The organism is Streptomonospora salina, assembly GCF_014204715.1.
Taxonomy (GTDB): domain Bacteria; phylum Actinomycetota; class Actinomycetes; order Streptosporangiales; family Streptosporangiaceae; genus Streptomonospora; species Streptomonospora salina.
Genome location: NZ_JACHLY010000001.1, coordinates 1,473,314 through 1,494,847 on the forward strand (window position 1 = coordinate 1,473,314; position 21,534 = coordinate 1,494,847).

The 21,534-nt window shown below is 73.7% G+C and carries 19 protein-coding genes and 1 pseudogene; 9 read left to right on the forward strand and 11 right to left on the reverse strand.

Annotated elements, in window-relative coordinates; genetic code table 11:
* Positions 1–31: 31 nt before the first annotated feature.
* The 4 genes and pseudogenes from HNR25_RS26790 to HNR25_RS06580 form a co-directional block, all read right to left on the reverse strand.
* On the reverse strand, positions 32–469 hold the full coding sequence (locus HNR25_RS26790; protein ID WP_312862714.1) for a GH36 C-terminal domain-containing protein: 438 nt from the start codon (positions 467–469) through the stop codon (positions 32–34).
* Entirely contained in the window at positions 427–1,026 is a 600-nt protein-coding gene (locus tag HNR25_RS25720) for an alpha-galactosidase (protein WP_312862715.1), read from the reverse strand. Before HNR25_RS25720 ends, HNR25_RS26790 begins: the two co-directional genes overlap by 43 nt.
* Positions 1,027–1,132: 106 nt before the next feature.
* A pseudogene (locus HNR25_RS27025) lies at positions 1,133–1,849 on the reverse strand (glycoside hydrolase family 36 N-terminal domain-containing protein); the annotation flags it as partial.
* Positions 1,850–1,972: 123 nt separating this feature from the next.
* Positions 1,973–2,638, reverse strand: coding sequence for a DUF4352 domain-containing protein (locus HNR25_RS06580; RefSeq protein WP_184633820.1), 666 nt, complete (start codon positions 2,636–2,638; stop codon positions 1,973–1,975).
* 584 nt (positions 2,639–3,222) lie between these two features.
* Between HNR25_RS06580 and HNR25_RS06585 the strand changes: the two genes are divergently transcribed.
* Positions 3,223–3,768 carry an inorganic diphosphatase gene (locus tag HNR25_RS06585; protein WP_184633821.1) on the forward strand — a complete coding sequence of 182 codons (546 nt, stop codon included), beginning with the start codon at positions 3,223–3,225 and terminating at the stop codon, positions 3,766–3,768.
* Between the two features lie 194 nt (positions 3,769–3,962).
* On the opposite strand, the gene HNR25_RS06590 is transcribed toward HNR25_RS06585, so the two are convergent.
* The gene (locus HNR25_RS06590; RefSeq protein WP_184633822.1) at positions 3,963–5,453 is read right to left on the reverse strand and encodes a carboxylesterase/lipase family protein; all 1,491 of its coding nucleotides are present in this window, start codon (positions 5,451–5,453) and stop codon (positions 3,963–3,965) included.
* Positions 5,454–5,762: 309 nt separating this feature from the next.
* Between HNR25_RS06590 and HNR25_RS06595 the strand changes: the two genes are divergently transcribed.
* Positions 5,763–6,641: an SCO6745 family protein gene (locus HNR25_RS06595; RefSeq protein ID WP_184633823.1), complete on the forward strand. Its 879-nt coding sequence runs from the start codon at positions 5,763–5,765 to the stop codon at positions 6,639–6,641.
* A 213-nt stretch (positions 6,642–6,854) separates the two neighbouring features.
* Here the strand turns inward: HNR25_RS06595 and HNR25_RS06600 are convergent, their stop codons facing one another.
* On the reverse strand, positions 6,855–7,181 hold the full coding sequence (locus HNR25_RS06600) for a winged helix-turn-helix transcriptional regulator (protein WP_184633824.1): 327 nt from the start codon (positions 7,179–7,181) through the stop codon (positions 6,855–6,857).
* 95 nt (positions 7,182–7,276) lie between these two features.
* Here HNR25_RS06600 and HNR25_RS06605 point away from each other — a divergent pair, with 95 nt between their 5' ends.
* Both HNR25_RS06605 and HNR25_RS06610 read left to right on the forward strand, forming a co-directional pair.
* A complete protein-coding gene (locus tag HNR25_RS06605) occupies positions 7,277–8,200 on the forward strand; it encodes an NAD(P)-dependent oxidoreductase (RefSeq protein ID WP_184633825.1) in 924 nt (307 codons plus the stop codon).
* A gap of 65 nt (positions 8,201–8,265) precedes the next feature.
* Complete coding sequence (locus HNR25_RS06610; protein ID WP_221457447.1) at positions 8,266–9,072, forward strand: protein phosphatase 2C domain-containing protein; 807 nt, start codon at positions 8,266–8,268, stop codon at positions 9,070–9,072.
* Positions 9,073–9,092: 20 nt separating this feature from the next.
* On the opposite strand, the gene HNR25_RS06615 is transcribed toward HNR25_RS06610, so the two are convergent.
* Positions 9,093–9,695, reverse strand: a complete 603-nt coding sequence (locus tag HNR25_RS06615) for a hypothetical protein (protein WP_184633827.1) — start codon at positions 9,693–9,695, stop codon at positions 9,093–9,095.
* Positions 9,696–9,918: 223 nt separating this feature from the next.
* Here HNR25_RS06615 and HNR25_RS06620 point away from each other — a divergent pair, with 223 nt between their 5' ends.
* The 4 genes from HNR25_RS06620 (at position 9,919) to HNR25_RS06635 (ending at position 15,364) form a co-directional block, all read left to right on the forward strand.
* The gene (locus tag HNR25_RS06620) at positions 9,919–10,749 is read left to right on the forward strand and encodes an enoyl-CoA hydratase-related protein (RefSeq protein ID WP_184633828.1); all 831 of its coding nucleotides are present in this window, start codon (positions 9,919–9,921) and stop codon (positions 10,747–10,749) included.
* Between the two features lie 135 nt (positions 10,750–10,884).
* The gene (locus tag HNR25_RS06625) at positions 10,885–11,841 is read left to right on the forward strand and encodes a quinone oxidoreductase family protein (RefSeq protein ID WP_184633829.1); all 957 of its coding nucleotides are present in this window, start codon (positions 10,885–10,887) and stop codon (positions 11,839–11,841) included.
* Between the two features lie 191 nt (positions 11,842–12,032).
* Complete coding sequence (locus HNR25_RS06630; RefSeq protein WP_184633830.1) at positions 12,033–14,678, forward strand: ATP-binding protein; 2,646 nt, start codon at positions 12,033–12,035, stop codon at positions 14,676–14,678.
* A gap of 11 nt (positions 14,679–14,689) precedes the next feature.
* Positions 14,690–15,364 carry a response regulator gene (locus tag HNR25_RS06635; RefSeq protein WP_221457448.1) on the forward strand — a complete coding sequence of 225 codons (675 nt, stop codon included), beginning with the start codon at positions 14,690–14,692 and terminating at the stop codon, positions 15,362–15,364.
* A gap of 102 nt (positions 15,365–15,466) precedes the next feature.
* On the opposite strand, the gene HNR25_RS06640 is transcribed toward HNR25_RS06635, so the two are convergent.
* Positions 15,467–16,393, reverse strand: coding sequence for an aminoglycoside phosphotransferase family protein (locus tag HNR25_RS06640; protein WP_184633832.1), 927 nt, complete (start codon positions 16,391–16,393; stop codon positions 15,467–15,469).
* 463 nt (positions 16,394–16,856) lie between these two features.
* On the reverse strand, positions 16,857–17,537 hold the full coding sequence (locus tag HNR25_RS06645) for a sirohydrochlorin chelatase (RefSeq protein ID WP_184633833.1): 681 nt from the start codon (positions 17,535–17,537) through the stop codon (positions 16,857–16,859).
* A 1,234-nt stretch (positions 17,538–18,771) separates the two neighbouring features.
* On the opposite strand from HNR25_RS06645, the gene HNR25_RS06650 reads away from it, so the two are divergent.
* Positions 18,772–19,506 (forward strand): GAF and ANTAR domain-containing protein, encoded by a 735-nt coding sequence (locus HNR25_RS06650; RefSeq protein WP_221457449.1) that lies wholly within the window; start codon positions 18,772–18,774, stop codon positions 19,504–19,506.
* A 195-nt stretch (positions 19,507–19,701) separates the two neighbouring features.
* Here HNR25_RS06650 and HNR25_RS06655 read toward each other — a convergent pair whose 3' ends face one another.
* Together HNR25_RS06655 and HNR25_RS06660 are read right to left on the reverse strand one after the other, a co-directional pair.
* Positions 19,702–20,469 carry a GAF and ANTAR domain-containing protein gene (locus HNR25_RS06655; RefSeq protein WP_184633834.1) on the reverse strand — a complete coding sequence of 256 codons (768 nt, stop codon included), beginning with the start codon at positions 20,467–20,469 and terminating at the stop codon, positions 19,702–19,704.
* Positions 20,470–20,565: 96 nt separating this feature from the next.
* Complete coding sequence (locus HNR25_RS06660; RefSeq protein WP_312862390.1) at positions 20,566–21,333, reverse strand: GAF and ANTAR domain-containing protein; 768 nt, start codon at positions 21,331–21,333, stop codon at positions 20,566–20,568.
* Positions 21,334–21,534: the final 201 nt, after the last annotated feature.

The following is a 21,534-nucleotide window of genomic DNA, read 5'->3' on the forward strand; positions in this document are numbered from 1 at the left end:
CCGCGCGGCCCCGACGGGCGCGTAGGTGCACCTACTCTTCGGCGACGGCTTCGATCAGCACCGCTTGGGCCGGGAAGAGCCGGGGCATCGGCACACCGAGGTACCGCAGGGCCGCTCCGGTCAGCACCGGGGCGGGGGTGTCGGCGTGCAGCCACGCGGGCGCGCCCGCGTGGCCTCCGGCGGGGTCGCCCAGTTCGGTTCGGTGGTGCAGGGTGTAGTGCCGCTGCGGGTCGAGGCCGGGCAGGGCGGTGCGGCCGGGCTGCTCGGCGGGCGCCGTCTCCAGGCGCGCGAAGCAGTAGAGGGCGCGCTCGCCCGTCTGCGAGACCACACCGTGCAGCAGGGCGCCGGGGTCGGTGTCGTCGCTGCGTACGGTACGGCCGGTGTGCAGCAGCGGCCGGAACTCGCGGACCAGGCCGGACCACGCGGTCAGCGTGGCCAGATCCGCGCTCGCGCACGATTCGAACTCCACGCGGGGGTGGCGCTCGCGCAGCGAGTCCAGCAGGGCGTAGAGGGCGCGGGTCTGGCGGTGCACGCCGGGGACCCGCCCGGGACCCTCCTGCGGGCCGCCCGCTCCCTCGGTTCCGCCCCGACCGGGTGCACGCCTTCGTACAGGTCACGGTTGTGGTCCCACTTCACGTACCGGACGGGATAGCGCTGCAGCAGCGCGTCGAGCCGGTCGCGGACGTGCTGCCAGGTGTCGGGGCGGGCGATGTTCAGCACGTACTGGTGGCGCCACGAGCGGCCGGACCCGCCCGCGGGGTGCAGCAGCCGGTCGGGGCCGCTGCGGACGAGGTCGGAGTCGAGGTTGGCCATCTCCGGCTCCACCCACAGACCGAAGTCCATGCCCAGCGCCTGCACATGCTCCACGATCGGGTCCAGGCCCTGCGGCCAGGTGTCGGGGTCGACGCTCCAGTCGCCCAGGCCGCTGCGGTCGCTGCGCCGCCCCCGGAACCAGCCGTCGTCGAGCACGAAGCGCTCCACCCCCACCGCGGCGGCGCGGTCGGCCAGTGCGCGCAGCCGGTCCAGGTCGTGGTCGAAGTAGACCGCCTCCCAGGACGGCCGCGTGGGCGCCGGCGCCCTCGGGCAGCCGCTCGACGAGGTACTCCTGGTCCCCGCTCCACGCGACGTGCACGGCCCAGACTTCGCCCGTGCCGAACCCGAATCCGCGGGTTCCGGCGGCCATCAGCAGCGGGCTGTCGTGGCCGGGGCGGCCGCGCAGGGCGCGCCGCAGCACCGTGCCGTCGGCCATGTCGCGGCGCTGCGGGCTGCGCTCGCGCACCCACCGGCCGGTGAGGTCGAGGACCTCGTCGGCGCGGGCCGGCAGCGGGAGCAGTACGCGCAGTCCGGCGAGGTCGTAGGGCTCGCCGGGGCGTTCGGGGGTGGGGGAGTCCGCGCCGGCCGGTGCGAGGTCGGCCGCGGCGGTGGCGGTGGCCCGCAGCACCCCGCAGTCGTCGAGGCGGTAGCGCATCTCCACCGCGAGGCCGGTGCGGGGATCGTGCAGGTCCAGGACGAGGGTGTCGGCGGACGGGTCGGATCCGGTGCGGTGGCCGCGCCCGCGCGGTGGCCGCCCAGCCCCGGGGTTCCGGCCCAGGCGTCGGCTTCGGTGGGCAGCACCGTGAACCCGCGCGGAGTGTCGGGGGCGCTGCCGGGCACCGCGGGCACGGAGGTGGTGCGCAGGTGCTCGGCCAGTCCGGGGGTCACCGGCCCGGGGTCGGCGCCCCAGCGCAGCACCTCGGGCAGCCCGCCGCCGGCCCTGGGTGCGAGGTCGACGACCAGTCCCGTCCCGGACCGGCGCAGGACGGCCACAGGCTGGACCGGAGGACTCGAAGCGGTCACGATGCGCCTCCACACGGCGTCTGGGGAGCGGCGGGCCCGTACCCGACCCTAGACCAGCGCACCGCCCGGCGGGGCGGCGGGCGAAGCCGGGCCGGCCCTCGCGCGTCCCGACCGCACGTACCCGTTGCGCCGCGTCCTACGGTTCGATGATCGCCGCTCCGCCGGATCCGTAGGGGGCCGAGCGCAGTTCCAGCGAGACGATGCCCGTGCCCTCCGGCATCTCGAAGACCACGTCGGTTTCCGCGGAACCGCCGGGATTCAGATCGTCGCTGCAGTACGTGTCGCATGCGGCCCACGCCGCGTCGGCGTCGTCGGCGTACTGGTTCCCGTCGGCGTCGTAGGCGTAGGAGCCGCCCCAGTCGAAGTAGGCCGGGGCCGAGGACTCGTTGGTGATCCGGACGTTGACGACCACGTACTCGCTGCCCTCGGCGGCCCGGTCGGTGGTTCCCGCACCGTCGGTGATCACGCCGTCGTCGTCCACATAAGCTTCGTCGACGTGCATGGCGAAGACTCCGTCGTTTCCGGAGAGCCCGGCGAAGGCGTCCAGCGGCGGAGCGGATCCGGGCGGTGCCCCCTCCTCGCTCGGCGCGGCCCGCCCCCGGGGCCCAGGCTCCCCACCGGACTGGGGACCGGCTTCCGGAGGCGCCGACTCCGCAGGCGCCGGATCCGACCCGCCGCGCTCCGACTCGACCGCCGACGGCGAACCGGCCGCGGGCCTGGCCGCGTCGTCCCCCGCTGAACAGGCGGGCACCCCGATCAGCGCCGCGGACATCGCAACGGCGGCGAGGAGTTTCGGGTCCATGGTCGCTCCCCGAGCTCTCGAAGGCCGGGGACGGAAGTGGTGCCGGGTCTCGATGCAGGATCGCGGCCCGGCCCCGGTGCCCGCAGCGGGAGCGCGTCCGGCGCCCCGGGTACCCGAACGGAATCGGGGACGGAGACAGGCGCGAGCTTCGGCGTCCTCGGGCCGGTATTGAAGCCGGTGCTGCGGCGGCGTGTGGAAACCCGCCGCCGTGCGTGGCCGGTCGGTCCCTACGTAGTCGGGCTCCCGCGGGATCGCGGGGCCGAGCGGACCTTCGCCCCTCCCTTTCCCGCTCGGCCCCGGCCTGACACGGGCCGGGGGCCGTTTCGGGCGGGACCGCCCGTCGCTGTGCACCGCCAGCGGGCACCGGAGCGGCCGACCGGGCCCGGTACGCGGCGCACCCCGGGGAGGGCGGTCCGCGCTCTGCCGCGCGGGCCAGGTAGCGTGCGGCGTGGTGACCGGCGCGGTGGGCGCTCCGCGGGCAGCGCCGCAGCGAAAGGCCGTGCCGGGCGCCCACGGGGAGGAGGCGCCGATCCCGGTGTCGGCCGCCTCGGCGCCACTACCGAAACACCGCGAGGAGGGTACGCATGGAACTCGACATGGTCGTCGAGATCCCGCAGGGGTCGCAGAACAAGTACGAGATGGACCACAAGCTGGGCCGCATCCGGCTCGACCGGACCCTGTTCACGTCGACGCAGTACCCCGCGGACTACGGCTACATCCCCGACACGCTGGCCGAGGACGGCGAGCCGCTGGACGCCATCGTGCCGCTGGAGAAGCGCTCCTTCCCCGGCTGCTACGTGCGGGTGCGCCCCGTCGCGGTGTTCTGGATGCAGGACGAGCGGGGCCCCGACGCCAAGATCCTGTGCGTTCCGGTGGGCGACCCGCGCCAGGACCACATCCGCGACCTGCGCAACATGCCGGAGTTCCAGCTGCAGGAGATCACGCACTTCTTCGATATCTACAAGCGGCTGGAGCCGGGCAAGAGCTCGGAGGTCCGCGGTTGGCAGGACCGCGCCTCCGCCGAGGAGACGGTGGAGGCGGCTCAGCGCCGGGCCGAGGAGGCGGCGGGTGAAGCCGCCGCGTCCGCCGAGGCTCCCGCGAGCGCCGAAACCGAGGCGCCGCCGCTGTAAGGGCGGCCCCGGATGAGGGGACCGGCCCTGCGGTGCGGCACCGGACGGTCCGCGCGGGCCCGTGCGCCCCCCGGCGCGCGGGCCCGCGGCGTGCGGCGACGCGACCGGTCGCGCGTAGCCCGCATGCCCGCTCGCCGCGACCCGCGCAGTGCTTCTCCCCCGCTGTTCCCGGAGGGGTTCCGAGGTTCCCGGTTCTAGTCGAGCACGCCGTCCCACAGGGGGCGGGTTCGGGCGCACGGGTCGTCGACGACCGTCGATTCGGGCGCGTCGAAGCGCATGAGGGGGCGCCGCCGCCGATCCCACCGGGGCCAGTCGAGCTCGCCGGTGGAGGCGAAGCGGACCCAGGCGCCGTGCATGTCGTCGGCGATCTGCTGCGGTGCGTCCGGGCCCGCGAGGTTGCCGCCGTCGGCCAGGTTGTCGAAGACGAACGGGATCTCCAGGGCGTGGCACGCGCCCAGTCGGCCGCCGAGCCGCGGAGAGGGCCAGGCGAACTCGTAGCCGTAGGTGCGCCCGCTGCCGCCGGAGGCGGCGCGCGCGTCCAGCAAGCGCGAGGCGGGCATCCGGAAGACGGCGTCGGTGCCGATTCGGGAGAGGGCGTCGCCGGGGGTCGGGGCACGCTGGATGTAGGCCTCCACGGCCTCGGCGGAGAGCCCGAGCCCCGCGGCCTGGGCGGCGACGTGCTCGGGGCGGATGTGGTCGATCAGGCCGGGCACGGCCAGATAGAGCCGGTACTCCTCGGTGGTCGTTCCGATGAGGAGGTCCTTGTCGGCGGCTTCTCCCGCGCGCAGCGCGTCGATCGGGCGGGCGGTGAGCAGCTCGCCGTCGACGACCGGTGAGAACGGAAGCACGCCGAAGGCGGTCAGCCGCTCGCCCCAGAGCCCGGTGTCGGCGTCGCCGCGCAGCTCGGCGACGATGCGGGACTGCTCCTCCTGCAGCCGCTTCACCGGCACGTCGGCCAGTTCGGCGCGTGCGGAGCCCGCTCCCAGGCGCTCGGCGAGGACCCGTGCCACGGTCCGGGCGTCCTCGGCGTGCAGCGTGTTGTGTCCGGCGCCGGATTGGGCGACGGCCCGGCGGAACAGCGCGCGGGCGCGGGGGACGGCCATCAGGGTGGCGACGCTCATGGCGCCCGCGGACTCGCCGAAGATCGTGACCCGGTCGGGGTCGCCGCCGAACGCGGCGATGTTGTCGCGCACCCACTCCAGTGCGGCGATCTGGTCGAGTATCCCGCGGTTGGCGGGCGCGTCGTCGAACAGGGCGAACCCTTCCGCGCCCAACCGGTAGTTGACGGTGACCGCGACGACGCCGCTGCGGGCGAAGGCGCGCGCGTCGTAGCCGGGTTCGGCGCCGGAGCCGTTGGTGAACGCGCCGCCGTGGATCCACACCATGACCGGCAGTCCGCGCTCGCCGGTTCCGGGCGTCCACACGTTGAGGTTGAGGTACTCGTCACCGGGGATGCTGCGCTCGGGCAGCGCTTCGGCCATGCCGGACTCGTAGGGCGGGTGGGGCGCCGTCGGACCGTATTCCACGGCCTCGCGCACTCCCGTCCACGGCTCGGGCGGGCGGGGCGCCGCGAACCGCGCCTCCCCCACCGGCGGCGCCGCGTAGGGGATGCCGCGGAAGGCGCTGATCCCGCCTTCGACGGCACCGCTGACGCGACCGGACGCGGTCGTGGCCAAGGCCTCCATGAGCGCTCCCCACTGCGGTTGCCGGGCGGGCCGACGTCCGGCGCGCCCCCGTAGTCGTTCCTACGCAAACCGACCAGTCGGTGTCAACCGGGGCCGGGGGCGGGGTTTGCTCCCCTGGGGCGGGGTGACCCGCACGCGGATCCGTGTCTAGCCTTGCGGTGCGATGCGGCTGCCGGAACCGCGGCCGGGAGCCGACGAACAGCCCCCTCTCCGTGCGCCCGACGACCGCCCCCGACCGCCCCGGCCCGCGAACCGACGGGGCCGGCTGCGTGCGCACGCGTGCCCACCGATGCCACGAGGAGTACGCCGATGCCCCACGACGCGCCGTCGACCGACAACGCCCGCACAGCGTGGGCGGCTCTGGAGCCCGTCCACATCCTGGTGTACTTCGCCCCCGAAGCCCAGGCCCGCTACTCCGCCATCGGGCTGGAGGATCGCGCGACGAACTACTTCGCCGCGCGATCGGCGGCCATGGGCGCCGTCGGCCCCGGAACGGTGGCGGCGACGTTCTACAACTTCAACCCCGCGGCGGTGCGCTCGGTCATCCCCCGCGCCTGGTCGACGGCCTCGCCCGAGACGGTACTGGAGGCCCGCAACGACGCCGTCGACCAGGCGCTGCGCCGTATCCTCGGCGACGGGGCGGTGGCCTCGGAGGCGGTGCAGGAGGCCGCCGAGCTGGCCCGCACGGCGGCGCTGGCGGCCGCCGACCTCCCGCACGGCCGGCCGCTGTTCGCCGGCCACGCCGGCCTGGAGTGGCCCGGCGATCCGCACATGGTGCTGTGGCACGCCGCCACCCTGCTGCGGGAGTTCCGCGGCGACGGCCACATCGCGGCGCTCATCGACGCCGGGGTCAGCCCGCTGGACGCACTCGTGACGCACGCGGCCACAGGCGCGATCAAGCTCTCCTTCCTGCGCAAGAGCCGCGGCTGGAGCCGGGAGGACATGGACGCCGGCGTGCGCGGCGCCGTCGAGCGCGGCCTGGTCTCCGTCGACGAGGAGGGCACGCTGTCGCTGACCGACGCCGGCCGCACCCTGCGCAGCGCTCTGGAGGAGCGCACCGACGCCCTGTCGGTCGCGCCCTACGCCGCGATCGGGGCCACGGGCTGCGCGCGCCTCGCGGAGCTGGCCGAGTCCGTCGCGGAGCCGCTCAAGGCCGAGGGCATCCTGCCGGGTGCCCGGAAGGGATGAAGCTCAGGCGTGGGCGGACGTGCCCGGTCCGCCGGATCCGCCGGGTCCGGCTGAAAGCGATCTCGGGGTTTCCGCGTTCTCCGGCACTGCGCCGGTAACGACCCTGCGCCGGGCGGGACCGCCCTGTCGCCACCCGCGTACCCGACAGGCGCCGCGGCGGAGGCGCCGGCGGGGGCCGGCCGCGCACGCGCGACCGGCCCCCGCCGGACCGTGTCAGCGCCGGGCCTCGCGGATGCCGTCCATGTGCTCCTCCCCCCATTCCCCCAGCGGCCGCAGCGCCCGGTCGAGCTGGGCCCCTTCGGCCGTGAGGCTGTAAACCACCCTGGGCGGTACCTCCTGGTGGATCTCGCGGTGCACGACGCCGTCGTTTTCGAGTTCGCGCAGCTGCTGGGTGAGCACCTTCTCGGAGACACCCGGCAATTCGCGCCGCAGCTCGCCGGTCCGGCGCGGCTCGACGCTGAGCGCCCAGAGGATGAGGGGCTTCCACTTGCCGCCGACGACGGTGACGGCGGCGTCGAGCCCGCAGAGGAATTCGGCCATGGGGCACGCTCCCGGGTTGCACTGACCTGAAAGTAAGTACCGCACAAAATAGTGGGTACTTGTCGCATGTGGTGTACCGCCCCGAGGCTTTCCGTATGACGAATTCACCTTCACCGCACACGCAGTCCCCGGCCGTTTCGGTGATCGGGCTGGGCCCGATGGGCTCGGCTCTGGCACGCGGGTTCCTCGCCGGCGGCGTGCCCACCACGGTGTGGAACCGGACCCGCGCCAAGGCGGAGGCGCTGGCCCCGGAGGGCGCCGACGTGGCCGCCGACCCCGCCTCGGCGGCCCGTGCCGCCCACACGGTTGTCACGTGCCTGCGCGACCACGCGGCCACGCGCGAACTGCTCGCATCGCTTCCCGACGGGGCGCTTTCCGGGCGCACCGTGGTGGTACTCGCCTCCTCGACCCCCAACGAGGCCCGCGCGACCCGGGCCTGGGCCGACGCGCAGGGCGTCGACCTGCTCATCGGCGCGATCATGGTTCCGACCCCCCTGATCGGCACCGGGAACGCGCTGATCCTGTACAGCGGCGGACGGGATCTGCTGGACCGGAGCCGCCCCGTCCTGGAGACGGTCGCGCCCCGATCGGAGTACGTCGGCGACGACCCCGGATCGGCCGCCCTGCTCGACACCGGCATGCTCGACGTGTTCTTCGCGGGGATGACCGGGTTCCTGCACGCGAGCGCGATGGCGGCTGCGCAGGGGTCGAGCGCCGCGGTGTTCGCGCCGTGGGCCAAAGAGATGCTCGCGATCCTGCCCGCCACCTTCGACGGCCTGGCCGCCGATGTCGACGCCGGGCACCATCCCGGCCACCGGGACAACCTGGCCATGGAAGAGGCCGCGCTCGGCCACATCGTCCACACCAGCCGCGAGTCGGGACTGGACAGCCGGCTCCCCGAGCTCATGCACGGGCTGGCGCGCACCGCGGTCGAGCGCGGACACGGAGCCGACGGCTGGTCGCGTGTCGTGGACGTACTGCGCGCGGCACCCGAGCGGGAAAGCGCGCAGGGCGGGTGACCGCCGGGCGCCCGGGGCGGTGCGGCACGCTCCGGTCGGGTTCCTCGTAGGCTGCTCGGGTGCGCATGAGTGCGGCGAGTGAGCAGGGGCTGGGGACGGCCAACGAGGACCGGGTGCGCACCGGCGACGCGTGGGCGCTGGTGGTCGACGGGGCGACCGCGGCGCCGGGGGTCGACACCGGGTGCCGGCACGGCGTCCCGTGGCTGGTGGACCGGCTGGCCGCAGCGCTGGCCGCGGAACTGTCCGCCGACGGTCCGGCGCCGCCGGCCGACTGCCTGGCGGCGGCCATCGGCTCGGTCCGCCGCGCGCACGGCGGGGACTGCGATCTGGACAACCCCGACAGCCCGTCGGCCACGGTGGCCCTGGCCCGCCCCGAGCCGGCCGGTCCGGGCACTCCGCCCGGGCCGCGCCGGGTCGAGTACCTGGTCCTGGCCGACTGCACGGTGCTGCTGGCCGAGACCGACGGGGAGGTCGCCGCGGTCACCGACGACCGCGTGGATCGCCTGCCCGGCGGCCGCCCCTACAGCGCCGAGCTGGTGCGCGCCCACCGCAACGCCGAGGGCGGCTTCTGGGTCGCGGGCGCTGTGCCCGCGGCGGCCTACCGGGCGGTCACCGGGGTGTCGCGCACCGCGGGGGCGCGCTTCGCGCTGATGACCGACGGGTGTGCGCGGCTCGCGGACGTCTTCGGCCACCCGTGGCCGCAGGTCTGGCGCTGCCTGGAGTCCGGCGGCCCCGGTGCCCTCGTCGCCCGGGTGCGCACCGAGGAGGAGCGCCGCGGAGTGCCCGGCGGCAAGCGCCACGACGATGCGACGGCGGTCGCCGGCGCGTTCGATCCGCAGGCCGCCGCCCCGGACGTCACGGCCGGCGGGTGAACGGCCGGGGAACGCAGGAGTCAGGACTGCGCCGTGCGCAGCGCGGACGGGTTGTCCCAGCGGTCGACGGGATCGCCGGGCCCGGAGAATCCCGGCCGGCGCTTCTCCATGCCGGCGGTGTCGCACACGTCGGCGACGAAGCTGCGGAACTCCTCGCAGCCCTCGAAGTCGAGCGCGAGGACCTGGTAGCTGTCGGCGCGCCCGCAGACGGTCTCGATGCGCAGCTCGGGCAGACCGTGCCGGTCGTACCCGAACTCCAGCGACTGCGGTACGCCCGTGTGCGTGCGCAGCTGCACGCTGGCGATGTCGGCGAGCCGGTAGCACCGGGTCACCGCGCACTGTCCGCGCCGACCGCGCCGGTAGTGCAGCCCGGACTCGTCGAGGACGAAGCGCACGCGGCCGTAGGGGGCGCGGCCGCAGGGGGCGCGCGTGCGCCACGCGAGCAGGATCATCACGGCCAGGCTGGTGACGGCGGCCGCTGCGCTGCTCCATACGACCGCGTCACGGATCCCCCACAGTGCGCATACGGCGAAGAGCGCGACGCCCCCGGCCGCCACCTTGCCCAGCTGCTGCCAGAACAGGCGCGTGTCGTCGGTGTAGGTCCGTGTGCGCGCAACTCCCACGGGTCGGCTCCCTCACCGTGTTCCTCGTTCACGAGGCCGGTAGTACCAAGGGAAACGTACCTGATTTGCCCCTGTTGGGGGAGTACAGGACCTTCGCCGGACTTCGACCGCGCCGGACCGTAGGATCTGCCTACCGGCGAAGCGCGCCGGCCGCGCGATCCCGCCTCGCCGCATCCACCGCAGCGGGCGGACACCGCACACCGCACGGAGGGACACCGCCGCCATGGCCGACGACAGTACGCATCCGACCGCGCCGCAGGACAGGGCCGCCGACGACGCACCGGTGCTCAGCGAACGCGACGGCAGCGGCGTCCTGCGGCTGACCCTCAACCGCCCCGAGCGGCTCAACGCTTGGACCCCGCAGATGGGAGAGCGGCTGTTCGCGCTGCTGCGCGAGGCCGACGCCGACCCGCAGGTGCGCGCGATCGTCGTCACCGGCGCCGGCCGCGCGTTCTGCGCCGGCGCCGACATGGAGGCGCTCAGCGGGATCAGCGGCACCCGTGTGGAGATCGACGGCCGATCGATGGCCCTGCCCGCCACGCTGGGCACTCCGGTCGTCGCCGCGCTCAACGGCCCCGCGGCCGGTGTCGGGCTGGCGCTGGCGCTGTTCTGCGACGTGCGCTTCGCCGCCGACGACGCCAAGCTCACCACGTCCTTCAGCCGGCGCGGCCTGGTGGCCGAGTACGGGGTCGCCTGGCAGCTCCCGCGCCTGGTGGGCCAGGGGCGGGCGATGGACCTGCTGCTGTCGTCCCGTGTCGTCCTCGGCGCGGAGGCCCGGAGCATGGGGATGGTGGACTTCAGCCTCCCCCGCGCAGACGTCGTCGCCGAGGCCCTGTCCTATGCGGGAACGCTGGCACAGGAGTGCTCGCCGCGCTCGATGGCGGCGATCAAGGGCCAGGTGCTGCGCGCCCAGAGCAGCGGGCTCGACGACGCCGCCGACGAGGCCGCCGGCATGATGGCCGACGCGTTCGCCTCCGAGGACTTCGCCGAGGGGATCGGCAGCTACCTGGAGAAGCGCCCCCCGCGGTTCCCCGGGCTCGGGGACCGGGAGTGAGGCAGCCGACACGCCGCTGACCGCCCCGACACGCCGCACCGGCCGCGGACGCCTTTAGGCTCGATGCATACCATCCGGTCGGTCTGCGGCGGTGCCGCCCCGTCCGGCAAGCCCACGTTGGGAGACAGCACCCCTATGCGAGCCATCCAGATCACCGAGTTCGGCGGCCCGGAGGTCCTGAACCTCACCGAGCTCCCCGAACCGGAGCCCGGCCCCGGCGACCTGCTCGTCGAGGTCGAGCGCGCGGGCGTCAACTACGCCGACACCCACCGGGTCGAGGACACCTACCTCTCCAGCTCCGGTCTGCCGCTGGTCCCCGGCAGCGAGGTCGCCGGACGCACCTCGGACGGGCGCCGCGTGGTGGCCATGGTCGACAGCGGCGGCTACGCCGAGCGCGCCCTGGCCTCGCCGCACACGGCCTACGACATCCCCGAGGGTGTCGACGCCTCCACCGCCCTCGCCCTCCTCATCCAGGGCGCCACCGCCTGGGTGCTGCTGCGGCACAACGTGCACCTGGCCGAGGGCGAGTCCGTGGTCGTGCACGCCGGCGCGGGCGGCGTGGGCTCCTTGGCGGTGCAGCTGGCCAAGGCCTTCGGCGCCGGCCGGGTCGTCGCCACCGCCGGCAGCGAGGACAAGCGCGAACTGGCCCTGGAACTGGGCGCCGACGCGGTGGTGGACTCGCGCGCCGACGACATGACCGCCGCCCTCGTCGAGGCCAACGAGGGCCGCCGCGTGGACACGGTGCTGGACATGACCGGCGGGCGCGTCACCGACGAGAGCCTGCACGCGCTGGCGCCCTTCGGCCGGCTCGCCTTCTACGGCATGGCCTCCCGCGAGGCTCCCAAGCCGATCCAGCTGCCCAACCTGATGCGCCATTCGGCGACGGTCAGCGGAATGTGGCTGCCGCACGCCTTCCAGCTGCCGGGCAACGTCGTCGGCCGCGCGATGGCCGAGATGTTCGACCTGGTGCGCACCGGGCGGCTGCGCGCCGTGCTCGGCGGCGACTACCCGCTGGACCGGGCCCGCGCCGCCCACGAGGACCTGCGCTCGCGCGCCACGCAGGGCAAGCTGACGCTGGACCCGACCGCCTGAACGGCCGCCGGGGGCCGGCCCTTCACCGTTCGGTCCCCTCCGGCGGGCTGAACGCTCCGTCTGCCGCGAGGTTTCCGCCCGGACCGGCGGGGCCGGTCCCCGGCGGCGGCCTCGCGGCGGATCACCCGATCCGGCCCCACCCGGGGCCACTGCCTTTTCACTCACCGGCGGCGACGCCGCACAATGGAGAAGTGGCACGTGGCAAACTGCGCATCTATCTGGGCGCCGCCCCCGGCGTAGGCAAGACCTTCGCCGCGCTGAGCGAAGCGCACCGGCGCCGCGACCGCGGCACCGACGTCGTGGTGGGGCTGGTCGAAACCCGCGACCGCCCCCGAACGGCCGAGCTCCTCGACGGCCTGGAGCGGCTGCCGCCGCCGGCCGGCGACTCCTCCCCCGGGGAATTCGACCCGGACGACCTGCTGCGGCGCGCCCCGCAGGTGGCCGTCGTCGACGACTTCGCCCACACCAACGCGCCCGGCACCCGAAACGCCAAGCGGTGGCAGGACGTCGACGAACTCCTCAACGCCGGCGTCGACGTCATCACCACGCTCAACATCCAGCACGTCGAATCGCTCAACGACGTCGTCCAGCGGATCACCGGGGTGCGCCAGCACGAGACCATCCCCGACGAGATCGTCCGCCGCGCCGACCAGATCGAGCTGTGCGACATGTCGCCGCACTCGCTGCGGCGGCGGATGTCCCACGGCAACATCTATCCCGCGGAGAAGGTCGACGCCGCGCTGTCCAGCTACTTCCGCGAAGGCAACCTCACCGCCCTGCGCGAGCTCGCGCTGCTGTGGGTCGCCGACCGCGTCGACGAGGGCCTGACCCTCTACCGCGGCGAGCACAAGATCCGCCAGACCTGGGAGGCCCGCGAACGGGTGGTGGTGGCTCTGACCGGCGGCCCCGAGGGCGAAACCCTGATCCGGCGCGCCGCCCGTGTGGCCGCGCGCTCACGCGGCGGCCGCCCGCAGCCCAGCCACCTCATGGCGGTGCACGTGGTCCCCGGCGACAACCTCGCCCACCCGCTGCCCGACGTCATCACCGAACAGCGCCGGCTGCTGGCCGAGCTGGGCGGCACCTACCACCAGGTCATCGGCGACGACGTCCCCACCGCGCTGCTGGAATTCGCCCGCGGCGTCAACGCCACCCAGATCGTTCTGGGCTCGTCGCGGCGGCGCGCCTGGCAGTACATCTTCGGCCCCGGTGTCGGGGCGACGGTCGCCCGCGAGTCCGGCGACATCGACGTGCACATCGTCACCCACGAAGAGGTGGGCCGCGGGCGCAGCCTCCTGCCTCCCCTGGCGGCCAGTGTGAGCCGGGCCCGCCTGGTCTGGGGCTGGATCATCGGCGTACTCGGCCCCGCGGTGCTGGCGGGTGCGCTGCATCTGCCGGCGACCGACGGCGTGGGGCCGACCACCCACGTGCTGCTGTTCCTGGTCTCCACCATCGCCGCCGCCTTGGCGGGCGGGCTGTGGCCGGCGCTGATGTGCGCCGTGTGGAGCACCGTGCTGCTGGACCTGCTGTTCACACCGCCGCTGTACGCCCTGGGCATCGGCGGCCCCGGCGACCGCCTGGCGCTCGGGGCGTTCGTCCTGGTCGGGGTACTGGTGGCGTTCGTCGTGGACCTGTCCCGGCGCCGTGCGCTGCAGGCCAGCCGCTCCAAAGCCGAGGCCAGCACGCTGAGCCTGCTCGCCGGCAGCGTCATCGACGGCCAGGAGCCGCTGCCGGCCCTGCTGCGGCGGATCCGCGAGACCTTCGGGCAGCACTCGGTCGCGCTGCTGCGCCAGGAGGACGACTCCGGCGAGTGGACCCGGCTGGAGTGCGTCGGCGAGGGCCCCTGCGAGTCGCCCGACCAGGCCGACGCCCTCGTCTCCGTCAGCGACTCCCTGGCGCTGGCGCTGCGCGGCCACATGCTGCCCGCCGCCGACCGCCGCATCCTCAGCGCCTTCGCCACGCACATCGGCATCGCACTGGAGCGCCAGCGCCTGGCCCACGACGCCGCCGAGGCCAAGCGCCAGGCCGCGCGCAACCGGATCCGCACGGCGCTGCTGGCGGCCGTCTCCCACGACCTGCGCACACCGCTGACCTCGATCAAGGCCAGCGTCTCCAGCCTGCGCTCGGTCGACATCGAACTCGACGCCCAGGACCGCGGCGAACTGCTGGAGAACATCGAGGAGTCCACCGACCGGCTCAACACCCTGGTCGACAACCTGCTGGACATGAGCCGGCTGCAGACCGACACCGTCCAGCCCAAGATCCGCGCCGTGGGCCTGGAAGAGGTCGTACCCGCCACGCTGATCGGCATCCCGCCGCACACCGTGGAGGTGGACGTACCCGACAACCTGCCGCGGTTGCGCGCCGACGCCGGCCTGCTGGAGCGGGCGGTGGCCAACGTGGTGCAGAACGCGGCGCGGCACAACCCGCCCGGACGCCCGCCCATCCGGGTGTCGGCCAGCGCCCTGGGCGACACCGTGGAGCTGCGGGTGGCCGACCACGGGCCCGGGGTGCCCGACGAGCACAAGGACCGCATATTCGAGGCCTTCCAACGGCTCGGCGACGCGCCGCAGGGCACCGGCATCGGGCTGGGCCTGGCTGTGGCGCGGGGATTCACCGAGGCGATGGACGGTACGCTGACCGCCGAAGACACCCCGGGCGGGGGCCTGACCCTCGTGTTCATGCTGCACACCACCGCATCCGACCCCGCACTCGGCGGCGGGGCGCATCCGGCGGCGGACGCGGCCGCCGAGGGCGCGCCGGCTCCGGGGGCGCCGGAGGCCTCCTCCCCGGACGGCGCGACTCCCCGGACGGATCCCCGGACGACCGAAGACGACTAAAAGGTGTGACGATGCGGATCCTGGTCGTCGACGACGACGCGCAGATCATCCGGGCGATGCGGATCAACATGCGGGCGCGCGGCTACGAGGTCGACACCGCCGGCGACGGCGCCTCGGCGCTGCAGGCGGCGGCCACGCGCCCGCCGGACGTGGTGCTGCTGGACCTGGGCCTGCCCGACATGGAGGGCGGCGAGGTCATCGAAGGGCTGCGCGCGTGGACGTCGGTGCCCGTCATCGTGCTGTCGGCGCGCCACTCCTCCAGCGAGAAGGTGCGCTCGCTGGACGCCGGCGCCGACGACTACGTCACCAAGCCCTTCGGAATGGACGAGCTGATGGCGCGCATCCGCGCCGCCCAGCGCCGCTCCGTGCAGGCGGAGGAGGCCCCGGTGGTGGCCACCGCCGCATTCACGGTCGACCTGGGGGCCAAACGGGTCACCCGCGGCGACGAGGAGGTGCGGCTGACGCCCACCGAGTGGCACATCCTGGAGGTGCTGGCCCGCAACGCCGGGCGGCTGATCAGCCAGCGGCAGCTGCTGCACGAAGTGTGGGGCCCCAATTACCAGAGCGAGACCAACTACCTGCGGGTGTACATGGCCCAGTTGCGCCGCAAGCTCGAACCCGACCCGGCCCACCCGTCCTGCCTCATCACCGAGGCGGGAATGGGCTACCGGTTCGAGAAAGGATGACGCCGGAGGCGCGGCGCGGCGCCCGGATCCGCCCGGTGACGGTCGTCCCGTCGCCGGCCGGCGCGGAGCCCGGCCGCGGCTCCTGAACCGGCTACCGCCGCTTCACCTCGCGCCCAGCTCCACGAGCATCGCGAAGTGGGCGGTGTGGACGCGCTTGCGGTTGGCCGCGGCGACGGCGAAGAGGGGGGCGAACGCCCGGCACCAGGCCATCAGCCGCTCGTGGGGGACGCCGATGCCCGCGGAGAGCACGGCCGCGCGCCGCTCCACCTCCTCCAGGCTCTCGGCCCGCCACACCGCCCACTCGACGGCGTCGGCGGCGCTGTCGCCGACGCAGGCCCGGGGGTCGACCGCGACCAGGCCGCGCTCCGGACCGCCGAGGAGGACGTTTCCGGGATGCAGGTCGCCGTGCAGCGGCACCGCGCTGTCGTCGTTGTCGCCGTAGGAGAGGTCGCGCGCGTGTGCGTGGCCCCGGTGCACCGCCGACGGCGGGATGACCTCGGCGGCCGGTCCGGTCCGGCGCTCGCGCTCCCACATGTCGAAGATGAAGTTGATCCGGCTGTTGAGCGGGTGCAGCTCGCCGAGGTCGTTGCACGGGACGTCCGCCGACTGCAGGTCGGCGATGAGCGCGGCGATGTCGGCCATGTCGGGGACCTCGCCGCTCAGCGCGACGGTACGGCCGGTGCCGACGGCCTCCAGCAGCAGGGCGCTGTGCTCGGCGTCGACCTCCCAGACGGCCGGTACCCGGCCGGTGTCTTGCCACAACCGCAGCAGGCGCGCCTCGGGGGTGACCAGTCCGGGGTCGGGAGAGATCTTGAGTACGCCGCGCGCGCCGCCGGCCGTGCGGCAGAACAGCACCACCGACGTGCGTACGTGCGGCGCGGACCGCTCGACGGTGAGGCCCCACCGCCGTGCCAGTTCGTCGACCCGTGCGGGCAGGCCGGCCAGCCAGTCGACGGCGCCGGTGCCGAACCTGCGGACCAGCCGCTCCGTCTGCTTCTCGTCGACCAGCTGCTGTGTGGCGTCGTTCATGGGTCCACCTTGTGCATCGGCCCGGCTCTGGGGGTACGTACGCGTGGCCCGGCGTGGTCGCCCCGGTTCCGGGCGCGCGGCTGGAGCCGCCGCACGCACCGGCCGGACCGGCCCGCAGACCCGGCCCCGCTCCCGTGCGGTCGAGGGATGTGCGCGCGGTGCACCCGTGCGGCGGCGACCGGCGGTCGCGGGACCGGCCGGGATGTGCGGCCCCGCGGGACCGGGCGGCGCAACCGCGTACCGCGCACCATCGGACCGGTCACCTCCGCAGCGGTCGGGGTAGTCGGGGGTGGTAGGGCGCCGGGCGGCAGCGGGGAGCACCCGGAACGACCACGTTCGGCAGCGGGGCGATCACGTTACCGCATCAGCGTCGCCCCCGGCGGGCGGGTGCGGGGTCCGATCGGGCCTGACCGGCACCCGCGCCCGCCCGCCGAACGCCGTACCCGGACCGCGGGCGGCCGGCTCACGCGACCAGGCGCGCCTTGGCGGCACGGTGTTGGGCGAGCAGGCTGTCGACGACGATCTCGGAGGGCCACAGCGGGGCGGTGACCGAAGTCGCGCCCATCTCGTGGAGGCGGTCGTAGTCGCGCCCTTCGACCAGCCGCCAAGCGGCGACCGCGACGTTGTCGCGGCCGTTGCGCCGCAGGCGCTCGACGGCGTCGCCGACCGACGGCGCCCAGGAGTTCAGGTAGCCCACCTGCACGGGCGAGCCGAGGCGGCGGCTGAGCATGCGGGCGGCGTCGGTGACGACCCGGCGCTCGTCCTGGCCGGTGCTGCCGTCCGCGGCGAGCACCACCCCGTCGCCGGAGACCCATCCGGTGTCGACGAGCCGGCCCGCGAGATCGCCCACGATCGAGGGGACGGCCCCCAGCGGCGGCGTGGGGCAGGCGTCGAACCGGCCGTCGAGGTCGATTCCGGCGAATGTGCGGGAGCTGGCGAGGTCGCCGCCGGCGACGAAGGCGGGCACGACCACCATCGGGCCTTCGACCGAGTCGACGGCCCGGTGGACTTCGCTTCCGGATCCGAACGCCGGAACGACGGGGGCTTCGCCTCGCCGGGCGACGGCGTCGGCCAGCCCGCGGAGAGCCTCTTTGCGGCCGGTGTCCCGGGAATCGTCCGCGACGAGCACCATGGTCGGCACCATATCCATCTCCTTGAAATCGCCGAGAGCGCCGATCGGGGACGGATCCCCGGAGAACGGCGGTTTCGCCCGAATGACCTCGTGTAACGCAGGCGAAAACTGAGTACGGGGGCGCGGAGGAACTACCGAATTGAGGGGGGTGAAGTACGCAGCCGGATCTCCTTGCTTCGACGATTCGCCGCAGGACCGCTTCCGTACGGGCCTTGCATACGCTCGCACAACATAAGATGCTAACCGTTCGGGAAGCGCTTTTCCATAGACGGAACCGTCGCGCGCGTCACGTTGCTGCGCCGCACTTCGGCGGCGGGACCGGCGTGAATCACCGCCGCCCCTGGACACGAGCCCGGGAGTTCTCTACGGAAGTCGCCCGATCCGGGAATTGCGGACGACACCGCAAAGGAGAACCGACCGCGCCCTGCAGTCCCATTGACCGCACCGATACTTTTTGCGCCGATGCAAATGCAAATGCAAACAATCGGCCACCCAAGCGGGATTCCCGGGGATTCGGGGTCGCGCCGCAGGTGGGAGCCGGTTCCCGGGGGTCCGGCCTGCAGAATGGCCGGGCACCGGCGGAGCAGACCTCATGGTGGAGGAACGCCTCGGCCACACGTCCGTCACCACCACCGAGCGCTACCCGCGATCGACCGATGCCGGGACCCGGCACGAATGCGTCGCGGGGCCTCCTGACGCCTGGACACCGGCAGGACGCACGTTCGCCACACCGGTTTCGCCGCAGCGGTGGCGGATTCGCGCGCACGCGTGTCCGGACTCGTCGATGGGATGGGGCCCGCGTCAGTGGCGGCCCCACCGTGCCGAGGGGAGGCCGCGTGGGCGACTCCCCGGCTCGGTCCCCCGGTCTGAGAGCACGGTCCAACCGTGTGCCCCGGCGATGAGCGGCGCCGCGCAAGGTGGGTGAAGCCTGCGACACGACTCCGCCGGCGACCGGTGCAGACCGCCGGAGGCGTTGTGCCCGCACCCGGCTCCGGTTACCGTGTGCCGCGTTCCGGACCCCGCTCCGCAGCGGGTCCGTCCCTCATCGCCGTCTGACCGCCGAAACAGGCACACGTGCCCGGAGGATCGCGGGCAGGTTCCCTGTGTCCGCAGCGTGACCGGCGACGCCTCAAGCGGCCTCCGCTGTCGTGCGCGGGTGCTCGAGGGCAATACGGTAAGACGCGGGTGGAAGATCCGTTTTTGGCTACGTCCGCCGCGCGCCGCAGGTAATCGAACCGGGGGACCCTTGAACAACGATCCGGAGAACCTCTCCCACACCATCGAGCGCATGGCGCGCGACCTGCTGGACCAGGGCTCGGTGCAGACCACGGTCGGGGGCATCACCGAACTCGCGGTCTCCGAGATCGAGGGGACCGCCCACGCGAGCATCTCGCTGGTCCACAAGAGCGGCTCGATCACGACCCAGGCCGCCACCGACCCCGTGACCCACGAGATCGACCGGATCCAGTACCACGTCGGGCAAGGCCCCTGCCTGGCGGCGATCTGGGAACACGACATCTTCACCATCGACGACATGGACACCGAGACCCGCTGGCCGGAGTTCGTGGAGGGGGCCCGCGGGCTGGGCGTGTGCAGCATGCTCGCCTTCCGCCTCTACACCCACCGCGACACCCTCGGGGCGCTGAACCTCTACGGCACCGAACCGGCAGCCTTCACCGAATCCTCGCGCGAGACGGGCCAGCGGCTGGCCGCCCATGCGGCGGTGGCGCTGGCCGGCGCGCAGAAACAGGAGCACCTCACCACCGCGCTGGGCAGTCGCCAATACATCGGGGAAGCCACCGGCATCCTGATGGAGCGCTACAAGGTCTCCAGTGATCAGGCCTTCGCGATGCTGGCCCACATCTCCCAGAACCTCAACGTGAAGCTGCGCGATTTGGCCGAGGACCTGGTGCGCACCGGCGCGCTCCCCGAGCAGCAGACCGACCGCCCCAAAACGCGACGCGCCAAGCCCGGCACCTAGCGTTCTCCCATGCCGTGCGCGTTCGCCGACGAGGCGCGTGAGAACGGCCCGCGGTACCTCCGGGTGCAACCCGGCCGGGACCGCCGTGGCCACCTCGTCCGGGAACAGGTTGTCGGCCGCTCGCACGCCGGCAGGGGCCGGTCGGCCCCTGCCGGCGTGCGAAGTCCAGTGACACCAGCGAAGCACCGGTCGGCGTCAGCCGGCGATGGTGCCGACCCTTCTCAGGACCTCTCGCGGGTCCATACGGTCCTCGCCGACCAACCGGCGGGCCACTTCGGTCAGGTGCGCGTTGTGATCGCGCGCGTAGGCGCGCAGCGTCTGGAACGCCCGGTCCATGTCGAGGTCCCCGGCATGGGCGAGCACCCCTTTGGCCTGTTCGATGGTGATACGGCCGTTGAGCGCACTCTGCAACTGCTCGGTGAGCACCTCGCCGCGGCGGATCGCGCGCTCCTGCAGGATGCCCATCGTGGCGACATCGGCCAGGGCCCGTGCGACGCGCGCATCGGCCTCACCCAGCGCCCCGGTCCGCCGGTTGAACAGGTTCAACGTCCCGATGGTCTGTCCGCGCAGGCGCAGCGGGACCGCGTGCACCGCAGAGAACCCTTCCTGCCTCGCGTGGGGGACGAAGGCGGGCCACCGCTGTGCGGCATCGGACAGATCGGCCACGGTGACCGTCTCGCCGCTGCGGAAGGCCTCCAGGCACGGGCCCTCATCGGCCTGGAGCTGGAACAGCTCCAGCAGCCGTGTCTGCTCGGTGGAAGAGGCCAGCAGCTGCAGGCTGCCGCGCTGGTCGGTCAGCAGGATCCCGGCCGTCGAGGCCTCCAGCAACTCGACGCAGTGCCCGGCGAGCTGGTGCAGCATCTCGGGGATGTCGTAGTCGTCGACCAGCGTCGCGGTCACCTGGACGAACGCCTGCAGCAACCGCGATTCCCGCTGCTGGTGCGAGGGTGCTGCGCTGTTCATTGGCCCTCCTTGGTGCGGCCGACGTCCGCTTCTCGAGAATAGCCGAGTGCCCGCCCGCCTCCCCATCCGCATTGCGGGGTCGGACCGTCTGCCGTCTCAGCTGTCGAGTTCGGTGGGTGCCAGGCGGCGGGCGACGATGTCGGCGGCGACCGATTCGAGGCCGCGCGCACGCGCGAAGGCGTAGGCCCGTAGCCGGTCGAGCGCGCTCGCGGCCGAGACATCGAGCGCGGCCAGGACCATCCCGGTCGCCTGGTGCACCTGCTCGCGGTCGCGGCTCAGGGGCAGACCGGCGTTCTCGATCGTGTCCGGATCGGCCGACATGCGTCCCAGGACCAGTGCCACGATGTCCACCAGATGCAGGGCGGTGGCCAGTTGCACCGACGCCAGCCATCCCGGCTGCACGCGGTACAGGTCCAGCGAGCCCAGGCTGATGGCACCGCTGAGTACGGGAAGAGCGAAGAGCGCGCCTACCTGCCGTTCGGCGATCTCGGCGGCGAAGACGGGCCAGGAAGCCGCCGCCGAGGCGGCCAGGTCGGGGGCGAGCACGGGCACGCGGCTTTCGAAGGCCTCATAGCAGGGCCCCTCGCCGAGGCCGAACTGCAGGGACTCGATCCAGGTGCTGACGTCGTCGCTGGCATACAGCATCTGGCGGCTGCGCGCACTGGCGACCACCGAGATCGAGGCGCCGTCGATGCCCAGCAGTTCCACACAGGCCCGCACCACTACCGCGACGGCTTCGACGCCGCTGGCATCGTCCCGCAGCGCCGCGTCGACGTCGGTTCGCACACGGCTCAGCGATTCCGCGGGAACCCCGGTGCCGCTCACCGAGCGGCCGCCCGGGGGCGAGCGGCTGGCATCGGCCACCTCCGCACTATCGAGGACGGCGTCGAGACTCCGCCGGGATCCGCCCCGACCGGTGCGTCGCAGCAGGAGCAGTCCGCTCCAGACTATGCGCCTTGCGGCGACCGGCCGCGCTTCGGCGACGCTTTGCCGCCTCCGACACCGCAGCCGGCCCGCCCGCGCCGCCTGCCGCCCCGCCGCCTGGTGTGAACGGCCGGGCCAGAC